We start from the raw sequence: 12,935 nt of genomic DNA on the forward strand, positions 1-12,935 counted from the left end.
TCGACAACTTCAGAACCGCCTTCAAGGACTAAAAGCGTCCTTTTGTCGGTTCTTCCAGTTGTTGTCGGAGCTAACGGGCGTTCTCCGCTTTTCTTAGTCACTTGAGCCGATTTGTAGTTTTCTTTGCAGTTTATCTTCGCTAAAAATCCAACCGGTATAGGAATTGACGATATTTAGTTCTTCATTTACATGGGCTACAGCAACAAATGGATAGTGGTCGTTACTGCGATAACGTAAATCGATTAAGCGCACTTCTGTTAAGCCTGATTCTAATTCACTGATTTCCCATCGATAGAGTGGGGAGAAAGAAGTAAATGCCGCTAGATTTCTATCTTCTAGGGCTTTCTCAATCATTTCTGTCTTTGGAATAGGACGGATTTCAAATTTATCGTATATATTGATTGTTCGACCATACGCTCGTCCAACATAATAATGTGTTTTTGAAGCTGCGGCTACACGCCAATAGAGGAAGCGCATTGTTGGAGCTACGATTACGTAATCTTCATCTTGTATGGCATGATGGACAGCTTTTTTAACAGCAGCTTGTAACATGAATCTTACAATATAATAACAAAAAATTATGGCATACATGATACTAAAGGTTAACACTGAATTTGCACCAAATGCCCAAATTAAGATCCCAATACAATGCAATCCGAATATATACGGATCGAAAGTATTAATGACACCTAGAGCTACCCATTTTCTTGAAAAGGGTCTTAGTGCTTGTGTTCCATATGCATTAAATATATCAACAAAAACATGAAGAAAGACTGCTAAAAATGTCCATAGCCATAAATGAAGAACGTTAGCCTCTTGGAAAATGAATGATAATAAAACTGTTAACGCTATTGGCCATAATAAAACAGCAGGGATCGAATGAGTGATGCCCCGATGATGTCGAATATAGATTGCATTATTTCTAAGTTTTAATACTGTATCAACATCTGGTGCTTGTGAACCAAGAATTGTTCCTGCCATGACAGCTGCGAAAGTGACCGAATTGTCTGCAACAACGGGATCAGCTAAAGCTAACCCTCCTAAAGCAACTCCCATTACCAAATGTGTAGCTGAATCCATAAGTATCAACTCCTTGCATTTTGCATATGGAGTGTTTTCTACCATATACTTATCGGTTATTAATTGGATATATTTTCTTTTAATCCTTACAACATATTATACCCTTTTTATCTAAAATAAAATCGTTATCCGGAGGTTGCACGTGGATTATCCATATAAAAAAGAATTTAGTCAAAATTTAGTCGAATGGTTTCATAGAGAAAAAAGAGATTTACCTTGGAGACGAACATCTGACCCATATAAAATCTGGGTTTCAGAAGTGATGCTTCAACAAACAAGGGTTGATACCGTAATTCCTTATTACAATCGTTTTATAGATAAGTATCCCACAATAGAAACTCTTGCATATGCTCCCCAAGAAGAATTGTTAAAAATGTGGGAAGGACTCGGTTACTATTCTAGAGCAAGAAATTTGCAATCTGGAGTGAAAGAAGTTGTTGAAAAATATGATGGCACAGTACCTGATAATCGTCATGATATTTCAAAGTTAAAAGGTGTTGGTCCTTACACAGCTGGTGCAATATTAAGTATTGCTTATAACAAGCCAGAACATGCAGTTGACGGAAATGTTATGCGTGTACTAAGCCGTGTTTTAAATATTACCGATGATATTGCTTTACCGAAAACAAGAAAAATCTTTGAAATAGCAGTAGAAGAATTAATAGATGAAAACGATCCAGGTTCATTCAACCAAGGAATTATGGATTTGGGGGCGATGATCTGTACACCAACATCTCCAAAATGTTTGCTTTGTCCAGTAAGAGAATTTTGTACAGCTTATAATGAAGGGGATCCGGCAAGCCTTCCGGTAAAATCAAAGAAAACAAAAACGAAAAGTGAAAAATATAAAGTGTTTATAGCTCGGAATTCTAATGGGCAGTTTTTATTAGAAAAAAGATCTGAAGAGGGCTTGCTAGCAAATATGTGGCAATTCCCAATGATTTTAATTGAGAAAGAACACGAGCCTAACAAAAAGTTTGAACAAACATATCATTTGCAAATTTCCCATACGATAGATGAAGAATTCTTAACGTTTAAACATGTGTTTTCACATCTGACATGGTTTATGGATTGTATACTTGTTGAAGTCAATCAGGAAAAGCTTTTACCGACGCATACGCAGTTCTTTACATTAGAACAACTTGAGCAATACCCTATGCCAGTACCAATGTTAAAGATTTTGAATGTTCTGAAATAACTTACTTTTCAACTTGTCGAATAAACTCACCTTTTCTCGACCACTATATGTATGACGGAGGTGAGATTCGACATGGCACGTAAACAAAACAACAACAACAATAATAACAACAACAACAACAACAATCGTGAAGAGTTCGCGGCTGAACAAGAGTTCAACCAAGAGCAACGTCAACAAAACAACGAACAACGTAATAACAACCGCAACAACAACAATAACAACAATAATAACAATAACTAATGCATTACCCAAAGTGAATAAATATATTCGCTAACCATAGGTATAGACGCTAAGTCTATACCTTAATTTTTTATATTCATGAGTAGGGACCCAAATAAACAATTGAAATTAATGAAAACATCCGCTTGTCTTAACGATTTGACTGATCTGTCTCGACCACTTGTTAAAGTCCAAATAATATCCGAAATCTAGCCCTACTTTCCTCATGTGAAATAAAAATATAAAAACAGGTATAGTTTGTTTGGAAAAATTGTATTCTTTTAACTACAAGTATTGCTTGACCATTGGTATAATATACTAGAGATTATATACTTTTATACGGATGTAGCATTGACGAAAAGGTGGGCTTTATCATGGCAATACCAAAAGAAGGAGAAACGATACAAATACATAGTTATAAACATAATGGTCGTATCCACCGTGTCTGGCAAGAAACGATGGTGTTAAAAGGTACAAAAAATATTTTTATTGGTGCAAACGAACGAACGCTCGTAACAGAATCAGATGGCCGTACCTGGTTAACGAGAGAACCTTCAATTTGTTATTTCCATGCAGAACACTGGTTTAATATTATTTGTATGTTGCGCGAAGATGGGGTTTATTATTATTGTAATATGAGTTCTCCATATGTATTTGATAATAATGCAATAAAATATATTGACTATGATCTAGATGTAAAAGTTTTTCCAGATATGTCTTATACTTTATTGGATGAAGATGAATATGAGCAACATAAAAGAGAAATGGGATATCCCGAAGTAATTGATCAAATCCTAAAGCGCAATGTGAACAAACTTGAAAGTTGGGTAAAACAAAGAAGAGGACCATTTGCACCAGATTTTATCGAAGTTTGGACAAATCGCTACTTATTTAATAAAGAATTACAATCCAATGAAAACCAAAAGTAAATTAATAATGCCTATCGGGGAGCACCTGGTAGGCTATTATTTTTCTTTTTTTAATTAAAATAGCGTATAGTGATATTCGTGCAATAGAAAGATTGGATAGTATGGATCTGGTATGTTTATAGGATAAGCATAGTATGAAAAATTTGAAGTTTGAACAGTGTCTAGCTGCGAACGCTAGCTCCTCGACAACTTTAAAACCGCCTACAAGGACAAAAATTGTGTGGTTTCAATGAAATGAAACACACAATTTTCTGCGCCGAAAGTGAAGCGTCAGGCGCAAAAACCCTTTTGTCGGTTCTTCGACGTACAGGATGTACTAGTGCCGACAATGCGACAGGACGTCGCGTTTTTGTTGGCCAGTTGTTTTCGGAGCTTAACGAGCGTTCTCCGCTTTTCTAGTAAGGAAGTGAATTAAATACATGGATAGTATTAAACGTTATATGCGCTTTGTAAAACCTTATAAATGGGAAATTTTTATTACCATTATTATTGGGATATTAAAGTTTGCAATTCCTTTATTTATCCCATTGTTAATCAAAATCGTCATTGATGATATTATCGATACAGATTTATCAGATAGCGAAAAAATGAAAATGCTATTTTATTGGCTAGGTGGAACGGTTATTTTGTTCTTCATCATTCGTCCACCGATTGAATATTACCGTCAATATTATGCGCAACATGTTGGAAATAAGGTGTTATATGACATTCGAGAACAATTGTTTGGCCATTTACAAAAGCTCAGTTTAAAATATTACGCCAATACGAGGGCTGGGGAAGTTATATCCCGTGTTATTAATGATGTTGAGCAAACGAAAAACTTCATCATGATTGGCTTAATGAACCTATGGCTAGATGTTTCAACAATCTTGATTGCTATTGGTATTATGATGACAATGGATGTAAAACTAACAATCGTTGCCATTATCGCCTTCCCCTTCTATGCATTTAGCGTAAAATTCTTCTTTGGAAAACTACGGGATTTGACGAGGAAGAGGTCTCAGGCACTTGCAAGTGTGCAAAGTTATTTGCATGAACGTGTAAGTGGAATAAGCATTATTAAAAGCTTCACTTTGGAAAAGCATGAACAAAAGGTTTTTGATGATGAAAATGGTGAATTTTTAGATCGGGCACTAGACCATACAAAATGGAATGCTAAATCCTTTGCAGTAGTGAATACGATTACAGACATTGCACCATTATTAGTAATCGCTTATGCAGGATATCAGGTAATAAATGGGGAGTTATCTGTTGGTACAATGGCTGCCTTTATTGCTTATATTGAACGTTTATATAGTCCACTAAGAAGATTAGTGAACTCATCTACTACTTTGACTCAATCGATTGCTTCAATGGACCGTATGTTTGAGTTAATGGATGAAGATTATGATGTTGAAAATAAAGCAAATGCGAAAATTTTGCCCCCGGTATCAGGTCAAGTTACCTTTGATAATGTTTGTTTTAAATATGAACAAAATGGAGAAAACATCCTACAAGGTATAAATTTAAATATACAACCGGGTGAAACTGCTGCATTTGTTGGAATGAGTGGGGGAGGAAAATCTACAATTGTTAGTTTAATTCCACGCTTCTATGATGCAACAGATGGTGCAGTACTAATTGATGGACATAATGTACAAGATGTCGTCATACAATCATTACGTTCACAAATCGGAATTGTTTTACAAGACAATATATTATTTAGTGATTCAGTAAAGCAAAATATTCTGATGGGGAAACCAGATGCAACTGAAGAAGAGGTAATCGCTGCAGCAAAAGCAGCCAATGCGCATGACTTTATAATGTCATTACAAGAGGGGTATGACACAAAAGTTGGTGAGCGCGGAGTTAAGCTTTCTGGTGGTCAAAAGCAACGGATTGCCATTGCCCGTGTATTTTTAAAAAATCCACCAATTTTAATATTAGATGAAGCCACTTCAGCACTTGATTTAGAAAGTGAAGCGTTAATTCAAGACTCACTTAATCGTTTAGCGAGTGATCGGACAACGATTATCATTGCCCATCGACTTTCCACAATCACACATGCTGATAAAATATTCGTCATTGATCACGGGCTTTTAGTTGAAGAAGGTACTCATGAATCGTTAATGCAAAAGCAAGGTGTGTATTACGACTTATTCCAAATTCAAAAGTTAGACTAAAAAAAGGGTTGGGACAACGCTGATGAACTGCGTTATCCCAACCTTTTTTACTGAGCAATTAGCTCCGCTTTTCTTTATGTCTAGCTGCGAACGCCAGCTCTTCGACAACTTCAGAACTGCCTGCAAGGTCAAAAAGCGACCTTTTGTCGGTTCTTCCGACGCACAGGATGTGCTAGTGCCGACAATGCCACACGATGTGGCGTTGTTGTCGGCCAGTTGTTGAGGCTCACACGATGTGAGTCATGACGGCAATGTGACACAGGACATCGCGTTTATGCCGTCGCAGAGCTAAACGGGCGTTCTTTCGCTTTTCTAGTAATAATCTATCTCTAAATCTGTATTTTTATCGTTACCATGGAAACTGCGGAACGAGACAATTAACGTATCTAGATGTTCTAAGTTTTCTTCATAATCGAGAATTCTTGAGAAAATATAAAATAAATGATAACTCGTAAATTCTTCTTCGCCTTCTCGTGTTTTCTCAAAGGCAATTTGCTCTAATAGTTGCTCCAATACGTCGGCATTTTGTAAATGTTCTTGATCGACTGCCCACTTAGAATGCTCCGGTCGAAGTTTACCAGCGTATTTTAATAATAACTGTTCATGGAAGGTTAATAAGAAATCTAGTCGTTCTTGAATCATTATCCTGAACGGAGTAGGTAAGTCATGAATCTCATTTTCGTGCTTATGCAGTCGCTGTAGTAATTCAAGGCTTTTTTTGGTAGTCGTAATCATTTGACGATACACAACAAGTTTACGAGCCTGGGTATATCTTTTACTTTTTCTATAATGCCGCTCTTCTTTAAAGAAGTCATACATTGATTCTACTTCGGATAAACGTGAGTGAAATTTATTTAAAGCAGCTTTTGTCGATGTGTGTTCTGATGCCTGTCTAATGGCTAATCGTGTCCATCGAATCACATCATCCTGTAAAAAATCAATCATCTTAAACAGTTTACTTTCATAACGTGGCGGAAGGAAAAACAAGTTCACGATGAACGCTGCAAATACTCCAATCATTACAGTTGCAAATCTAATAAGACCAAATTCTAAAAAGTCATTCCCTTCATAGACCATAATCGCCACAACGGTGACGAGGGCAAGGGACAAAGAATTATCCAGCTTAAACTTGCGCATTAAGGCAATGACGATAATAGCGGCAATCCCAATGGCAACAATATGGTGACCAAACAACAACCCAAAGAAAACCGCTATGGTTGCACCAATAAGATTTCCTTGGATTTGCTCTATGATCGATAAATAAGATCGATATATAGAAGGTTGGATAGCGAAAATTGCTGCAATCCCTGCAAAGGCAGGTGAAGGTAATTGAAGTAATTCAGCAAAGAAAAGCGCAAAAACAATCGCTAATCCTGTTTTTAATACTCGGGCACCTAACTGCATGTAAAAATAGCCCTCTCTTTCGGAAATACAAATTATCAAATTACATTACTTTACCTAATAAAATTGCATTGGTCAAGAATACATAGATGATAATCTTTATGAATGTGAAAAACCTCTGAAGTTTTTACAGTGTGTAGCTGCAATTACGAACTACTTGCTGACCTTAGAATTAAACTAAACGAGCCTGCCTTCGCTTTTCTATTTGTCTAGCTACGGCGGCTACACCCTCGAGGTCACTTCGACAATACCAGCGAAGGCAAAGAGCGCCTTCACCGGTATTGTCTCCAGTGCTTGTCGGGTGTGAACTAGCCGCCTTCGCTTTTCTAATTAAAGTTGGGAGAATGCGTAATCTACAGCTGCGATTGTTTCGACTACATCTTCTTCTGTATGCTCAGTCGTTAAGAACCAAGCTTCGTATTTAGATGGTGCTAAATTAATTCCTTTAGAAAGCATTAATTTAAAGAAACGACCGAATTTTTCACCATCAGATTTTTCTGCTTGCTCATAGTTTTCAACTTTTTCATCTGTAAAGTAGATTGTTAGAGCACCTTTTAAGCGGTTAACTGTAATTGTTACCCCGTGCTTTTCTGCTGCTTCTAAAATACCTTTTTCAAGGATTGCACCAAGGTGATCCATTTTTTCATAAACACCAGGTTGTTTTAACACTTCTAGACATGCAATTCCTGCTAACATTGACGCTGGGTTTCCAGCCATTGTTCCAGCTTGATAAGCAGGTCCTAGAGGGGCAACTGTATTCATTACTTCCTTACGTCCACCGTATGCACCAATAGGGAGCCCTCCTCCAATGATTTTACCCATCGCTGTTAAATCTGGTGTAAGTCCAAGTAAATCTTGAGCTGCACCGTAATGGAAACGGAATGCAGTTATCACTTCATCGTGAATCGTTAAAGCGCCTTTTTCTTTAGCCACTTCATGAACATATTGAAGGAAGCCTTGGTTTGGCTCAACGATTCCAAAGTTTCCAACGATTGGTTCGATCAAGATTGCCGCAATTTGGTCACCCCATTTATCCATCGCTAATTGGAATTGTTCTCTATTGTTAAATGGAACGGTAATAACCTCAGTTGCAACGTTTGTTGGTACACCAGCTGAGTCTGGTGAACCTAGTGTTGCAGGGCCTGAACCAGCTGCAACTAACACTTGGTCGAAATGTCCGTGGTAACAACCAGCGAATTTAATTATTTTAGTACGACCTGTATACGCACGTGCTACACGAACTGTTGTCATAACAGCTTCTGTACCAGAGTTTGTAAAGCGCACTTTATCTAAAGATGGGATTGCTTCTTTTAACATTTTCGCGAATGTTACTTCATGTTCAGTTGGTGTCCCGAAAAGTACTCCCGTTTCAGCTGCACGAGTAATTGCTTTAGCAATATGAGGATGACCAAAACCTGTAATGATTGGACCATAGGCTGCTAAATAATCTATGTAACGATTTCCGTCAACATCCCAAAAATATGCGCCTTTACCTTCTGCCATGACAACCGGTGCTCCACCGCCAACTGCTTTATAAGAACGTGATGGACTATTTACGCCACCAACAATATGCTCTAGGGCTTCTTGATGTATTAGTTCAGATTTTGAATGATTCATGTAAATGCCTCCAATTAATTAAGTCAATCCTATTGTAGCCTTATTTTTATTTGAACGCCAAAGAATTTGAAACTGTCGTACTTGTTGGGTACGATAGTATTATGGAGGGGTTGAATTAAATGGAAACATTACTTAATCAAAATGCACCTGAGTTTACTTTATTAAATGAAAAAGACGAACAAGTAAGTTTAAGTGATTTTAAAGGAAAAAAGGTTGTTTTATACTTCTACCCAAAGGATATGACACCGGGTTGTACGACAGAAGCCTGTGATTTTAGAGATCAATATAAAAACTTTTCAGAACTAAATGCAGTCATTCTGGGGGTAAGTCCTGATAATGCAGCCAAACATACAAAATTTATAGATAAATACGGTTTGCCATTCTCACTATTAGTAGATGAAGACCATGCTGTAGCAGAAAAATATGGAGTTTGGGTGTTGAAAAAAATGTACGGTCGTGAATTTATGGGAATTGAACGATCTACTTTTTTAATCAATGAAGAAGGAACTGTCATAAAAGAATGGCGAAAAGTGAAAGTGAAGGATCATATTGAAGAAGTGTTAACGTTTTTACGTGAAGGGAAGTAATGGAATGAAGATTTATTTTACGTTAGATCCAAGACCAGATTTAAAAGAACCATTAGTAAGTGAGTTTCCGGAAATTGACTTCACTTTTCATAAACAATTGGATGAAAGTGAATTAGCTGATACAGATGTTTTAGTTACATACGGGGAAGATTTAAATGACCATCACATTGAATTATCAGAGCAGTTAAAATGGATTTTCGTTGTTTCAGCTGGTATTGAAAAAATGCCTGCTCAAAAAATTGCCGAGCGCGGAATCCTTGTTTCAAATGTGCGTGGTATTCATAAAAAGCCTATGGCAGAATCAATAATTGCCCATATTTTATCCTTGAAACGAGCATTACCGTTTGTATATAAGAACCAACAAAATTGTGAATGGAATAAAAAAGCACGACTTTCCGAGTTAAACGGAAGTACTGCGCTAATCATTGGACCTGGTGCAATAGGAGCTGAAATAGGTAGATTATTGCAAGCTTTTGAGGTATATACAATTGGGTTAAATCGTAGTGGTCAACCTGCTCCATTCATGAATGAAACCTATCGGATTGATGAATTAAAAGAACAGCTTCCAAAAGCGGAAATTATCATTAGCATGCTTCCGAGTACAAAGGAAACGAAAAATCTACTTTCTTATGAAGATTTTAAATTGATGAGGAAAGATGCAATTTTTATGAATTTTGGACGTGGGGATTTAGTAAGTCTAGGTGAATTAGTTCGCGTATTAGAAGACGAACTGATCTTCCATATGGTTCTAGATGTATACGAGGTAGAGCCGTTACCAGCAGATCACAAACTTTGGAAGTTTGACAATGTAACAGTGTCACCGCATTTCTCAAGTCACTCTTCTCGTTATGTGGAGCGGAGTTTAGAAATATTCAAACCTAGCTTAAAGAAATGGTTGAGTGGTGATCATGATGTAGAAAATAAAATGGATATTTTACGTGGATATTAGAGGGAATATTTTGGTGTATTCTCATTTATTCTCAATTAGAATCAAATAATATTGTTGTAATTGATGAATATTTACTAGATACTAACGTAAAGTAATAGTAAATAATATTGAAGTGTTGACAGATGTTCTTAAAATTCGTTACACTAATTGTAACAATTATAAATTAAGAATATGTATGAAAAGAGGTGCATGACGATGTCTGTATTGCATTTAAAAGATGCACTTGACACGTTGAAGGCAACAGGTGTAAGAATTACTCCTCAGCGTCATGCTATTTTGGAATATCTTATTGAAGCTATGAATCACCCAACAGCGGATGATATATACAAGGCGCTAGAGGGGAAATTCCCCAATATGAGTGTCGCAACTGTATATAATAATTTGCGTGTATTTCGCGAAGCAGGGCTAGTGAAGGAACTGACTTATGGAGATTCAGCTAGTCGTTTTGATTTTGTTACGAACGACCACTATCATATGATTTGTGAATGTTGTGGTAAGATTGTGGATTTCCATTATCCTGCATTAAAAGAAGTGGAGCAATTTGCATCACACGTAACAGGCTTCAAGGTAAATTCTCATAGACTTGAAGTTTACGGTACTTGCCAAGACTGTGTTGGTGTAGAAAAAAGAGTTCAATAAACTTAACTCCTAGCAATCATGAGTTGCTAGGTTTTTTTATTAGGTGTTAAAGTAATGCATTTTATTTTGAAATGAGTAAGATTATAAAATAGTGTGTTTGAGATACGACTTATTTTTAATTAAGTCGTGTAGATGAAATATCTATTTATTTTTTCTTCGCTTTTTAAAGTATATGTTTTAAGTAGAACCATTAAAAAGAAAAACTATCCTCCGAACAATTGCTGAAGGATAGTTTCATTTAATTTCGTTTACTATTATATGACTCGCTAAATTCTTTCCCTTCAAGAGCAGGGTCTAATGTTAAAGGTTCATTACAATACATGCACATATCTACACGGCCGAGTACTTTTGTATGTCTTTGACAGTTTGGACAAACGACCTGAACGGCTCTTGTAGATAATAATCCGATCCAACCATAGACAGCGGTACTACCAATAATACAAATTAACCCTAAAGACATGAAAAGAATGACTAATATTTGATTTTCCCTGAAAAAAATTGCCCCATACATTATGACAAATCCAATGAAAATAAGGGAAAGGGCAAAGGAACGGATTCTATTTATTTTATTTTTATATTTTTTCATGTTTCTGCCTCCCAATCTAGTTTCTACTATATCATAATACATTGTGATCTTCATTCATTTGGTGAGTAAATCAATTTAGGTTGTTTGTAGGGAACTTAGCTTCTGAAAATGCGTTGACTCGTATATAAACAAGTCGAGATTTAGACATAATTACAATACGTTTCATTACCATAAAAATAGAAACTAAAAGTCAAGAAGGATTCTAATATTTCATGTCGAAACAAATAACGTAAAGGAGGACTACCCATGGAGTACATATTACGCCCGATTTATCAAGAGCGTGCTAGCCAACCTGAAACTTTAGGTGTCATACTAGTTAATAAACGTAATGACGAAACAAACATTACAGATACGTTTGATACGGTTTTACTTATTATTGTAAAAGACGCGAAAGAGCCAATCTTTACAAAACACTATTTGCACGAAGGTAAAAAAATGGTCATGCATGTCATAACAGAGGAACAAGTGAATAAGTGGTTCTATGGAAGTGCCAACCGTCGTATTGTGGATTGGATCATTTATGGCAAAATTATCTTCGATCGAAATGAGTATCTACATAACTTGCGTGATAAACTTCAAGAGTTCTCATTCTTTGGGCGGAAAATAAAAATTGGAATACAATTTGCTAAGCTAATACGGCATTATATTGAGGGGAAAGAATTTTTCCAAAGAAAAAATTACCTAGATGCTTACTTTCATGTAGTGGAATCATTGCAGCATTTAGCAAGACTTTCGGTAATTGATAGTGGACTTTATCCAGAAATTACAGTGTGGGATCAAGTGAAAAAAATCGAACCATCTATTTATAAGCTATATGAAGAATTGGTTTTAAGTAATGAAAGCTTAGAAAAAAGATTAGAGCTTTTATTCTTAGGAATAGATTTCTTAATTAATTCAAAAACGCAAGATGGTGCGAATCATATTTTAGAATCAATGCTTTCTAAAGAAACTTGGTCAATACAGGAATTACATACACATAAAGAGCTTCAATATTACTCAAAAGATTTAGAAGTCTTTGTTGAATATTTAGTAGATAAAGGATTTATTTCCATTAAACCAATTCTGTCGAAGAGTGAAACAGTTTATCACCGTCATTACTGTATTAATTCCGCCACTATTAAATCGGAATAAGCTTCCTATTAGGCGCTCAAGGTGTATACCTAACACCTTGAGAATTTTTTTAAGTAAAAAAGTGTTGACCTATGGTTTAGTTCAGTGTAAGATAATAAACGTCGCAAATGAGTGACGTACTTACAATAATAAATCAATACATCTTTTTAATAAAAATGTTGACAGTGATTTGATATGTTGTTATTATAAGGAAGTCGCTGAAAACCAGTGAAGAAAAATGAACTTTGAAAACTGAACAACAAAACGTTAATGAAATAAACGTTTCTCTTAAATAAGAAACGGAATTTTGGACATCAAAATTGATGCCAGCAGATGTTTTTCGGACATTTTTTTATGTCCGGCAAAATTTGAGCTTTATCAAATTTTCTTTTATGGAGAGTTTGATCCTGGCTCAGGACGAACGCTGGCGGCGTGCCTAATACATGCAAGTCGAGCGA

General features: G+C 36.1%; 12 protein-coding genes and 1 rRNA gene. 9 read left to right on the plus strand and 4 right to left on the minus strand.

The genetic code is table 11. The features are described 5' to 3' along the window. Positions 1-93: 93 nt before the first annotated feature. A complete protein-coding gene (locus JOD29_RS19940; RefSeq protein ID WP_124767029.1) occupies positions 94-1,080 on the minus strand; it encodes a metal-dependent hydrolase in 987 nt (328 codons plus the stop codon). Positions 1,081-1,222: 142 nt separating this feature from the next. On the opposite strand from JOD29_RS19940, the gene mutY reads away from it, so the two are divergent. The 4 genes from mutY to JOD29_RS19960 all read left to right on the plus strand — a co-directional run bounded on the left by mutY (position 1,223) and on the right by JOD29_RS19960 (position 5,588). Then, positions 1,223-2,278, plus strand: a complete 1,056-nt coding sequence (gene mutY, locus JOD29_RS19945) for an A/G-specific adenine glycosylase (protein ID WP_124767030.1) — start codon at positions 1,223-1,225, stop codon at positions 2,276-2,278. Between the two features lie 72 nt (positions 2,279-2,350). After that, positions 2,351-2,518 (plus strand): hypothetical protein, encoded by a 168-nt coding sequence (locus tag JOD29_RS19950; RefSeq protein ID WP_192894274.1) that lies wholly within the window; start codon positions 2,351-2,353, stop codon positions 2,516-2,518. A 353-nt stretch (positions 2,519-2,871) separates the two neighbouring features. Next, the gene (gene ntdP, locus JOD29_RS19955; protein ID WP_124767031.1) at positions 2,872-3,426 is read left to right on the plus strand and encodes a nucleoside tri-diphosphate phosphatase; all 555 of its coding nucleotides are present in this window, start codon (positions 2,872-2,874) and stop codon (positions 3,424-3,426) included. A 419-nt stretch (positions 3,427-3,845) separates the two neighbouring features. Beyond that, positions 3,846-5,588 (plus strand): ABC transporter ATP-binding protein, encoded by a 1,743-nt coding sequence (locus tag JOD29_RS19960; protein WP_124767032.1) that lies wholly within the window; start codon positions 3,846-3,848, stop codon positions 5,586-5,588. 312 nt (positions 5,589-5,900) lie between these two features. Here JOD29_RS19960 and JOD29_RS19965 read toward each other — a convergent pair whose 3' ends face one another. Next, entirely contained in the window at positions 5,901-6,992 is a 1,092-nt protein-coding gene (locus JOD29_RS19965; protein ID WP_124767033.1) for an FUSC family protein, read from the minus strand. A 327-nt stretch (positions 6,993-7,319) separates the two neighbouring features. Further along, positions 7,320-8,606 (minus strand): glutamate-1-semialdehyde 2,1-aminomutase, encoded by a 1,287-nt coding sequence (locus JOD29_RS19970; RefSeq protein WP_124767034.1) that lies wholly within the window; start codon positions 8,604-8,606, stop codon positions 7,320-7,322. A gap of 119 nt (positions 8,607-8,725) precedes the next feature. Here JOD29_RS19970 and bcp point away from each other — a divergent pair, with 119 nt between their 5' ends. The 3 genes from bcp to perR all read left to right on the plus strand — a co-directional run bounded on the left by bcp (position 8,726) and on the right by perR (position 10,781). Then, complete coding sequence (gene bcp / locus JOD29_RS19975) at positions 8,726-9,193, plus strand: thioredoxin-dependent thiol peroxidase (RefSeq protein ID WP_124767035.1); 468 nt, start codon at positions 8,726-8,728, stop codon at positions 9,191-9,193. A 4-nt stretch (positions 9,194-9,197) separates the two neighbouring features. After that, positions 9,198-10,142, plus strand: a complete 945-nt coding sequence (locus JOD29_RS19980) for a D-2-hydroxyacid dehydrogenase (protein WP_124767036.1) — start codon at positions 9,198-9,200, stop codon at positions 10,140-10,142. A gap of 195 nt (positions 10,143-10,337) precedes the next feature. Next, the gene (gene perR / locus JOD29_RS19985) at positions 10,338-10,781 is read left to right on the plus strand and encodes a peroxide-responsive transcriptional repressor PerR (RefSeq protein ID WP_124767037.1); all 444 of its coding nucleotides are present in this window, start codon (positions 10,338-10,340) and stop codon (positions 10,779-10,781) included. 238 nt (positions 10,782-11,019) lie between these two features. On the opposite strand, the gene JOD29_RS19990 is transcribed toward perR, so the two are convergent. Continuing rightward, on the minus strand, positions 11,020-11,367 hold the full coding sequence (locus JOD29_RS19990) for a YgzB family protein (RefSeq protein ID WP_124767038.1): 348 nt from the start codon (positions 11,365-11,367) through the stop codon (positions 11,020-11,022). Between the two features lie 246 nt (positions 11,368-11,613). Here JOD29_RS19990 and JOD29_RS19995 point away from each other — a divergent pair, with 246 nt between their 5' ends. Together JOD29_RS19995 and JOD29_RS20000 are read left to right on the plus strand one after the other, a co-directional pair. Further along, positions 11,614-12,498 carry a nucleotidyltransferase-like protein gene (locus JOD29_RS19995; RefSeq protein ID WP_124767039.1) on the plus strand — a complete coding sequence of 295 codons (885 nt, stop codon included), beginning with the start codon at positions 11,614-11,616 and terminating at the stop codon, positions 12,496-12,498. 368 nt (positions 12,499-12,866) lie between these two features. Next, positions 12,867-12,935: ribosomal RNA gene (locus JOD29_RS20000) — 16S ribosomal RNA — on the plus strand; the annotation flags it as partial.

Origin of the sequence: Lysinibacillus composti (assembly GCF_016908465.1) — a bacterium.
Taxonomy (GTDB): Bacteria; Bacillota; Bacilli; order Bacillales_A; family Planococcaceae; genus Ureibacillus; species Ureibacillus composti_A.

Excerpts from the sequence above, each read along its gene's own strand:
- JOD29_RS19940 (WP_124767029.1), bottom strand. The coding sequence starts at position 1,080 with ATGGATTCAGCTACACATTTGGTAATGGGAGTTGCTTTAGGAGGGTTA.
- JOD29_RS19950 (WP_192894274.1), top strand. The coding sequence starts at position 2,351 with ATGGCACGTAAACAAAACAACAACAACAATAATAACAACAACAACAAC.
- ntdP (WP_124767031.1), top strand. The coding sequence starts at position 2,872 with ATGGCAATACCAAAAGAAGGAGAAACGATACAAATACATAGTTATAAA.
- JOD29_RS19960 (WP_124767032.1), top strand. The coding sequence starts at position 3,846 with ATGGATAGTATTAAACGTTATATGCGCTTTGTAAAACCTTATAAATGG.
- JOD29_RS19965 (WP_124767033.1), bottom strand. The coding sequence starts at position 6,992 with ATGCAGTTAGGTGCCCGAGTATTAAAAACAGGATTAGCGATTGTTTTT.
- JOD29_RS19970 (WP_124767034.1), bottom strand. The coding sequence starts at position 8,606 with ATGAATCATTCAAAATCTGAACTAATACATCAAGAAGCCCTAGAGCAT.
- bcp (WP_124767035.1), top strand. The coding sequence starts at position 8,726 with ATGGAAACATTACTTAATCAAAATGCACCTGAGTTTACTTTATTAAAT.
- JOD29_RS19980 (WP_124767036.1), top strand. The coding sequence starts at position 9,198 with ATGAAGATTTATTTTACGTTAGATCCAAGACCAGATTTAAAAGAACCA.
- perR (WP_124767037.1), top strand. The coding sequence starts at position 10,338 with ATGTCTGTATTGCATTTAAAAGATGCACTTGACACGTTGAAGGCAACA.
- JOD29_RS19990 (WP_124767038.1), bottom strand. The coding sequence starts at position 11,367 with ATGAAAAAATATAAAAATAAAATAAATAGAATCCGTTCCTTTGCCCTT.
- JOD29_RS19995 (WP_124767039.1), top strand. The coding sequence starts at position 11,614 with ATGGAGTACATATTACGCCCGATTTATCAAGAGCGTGCTAGCCAACCT.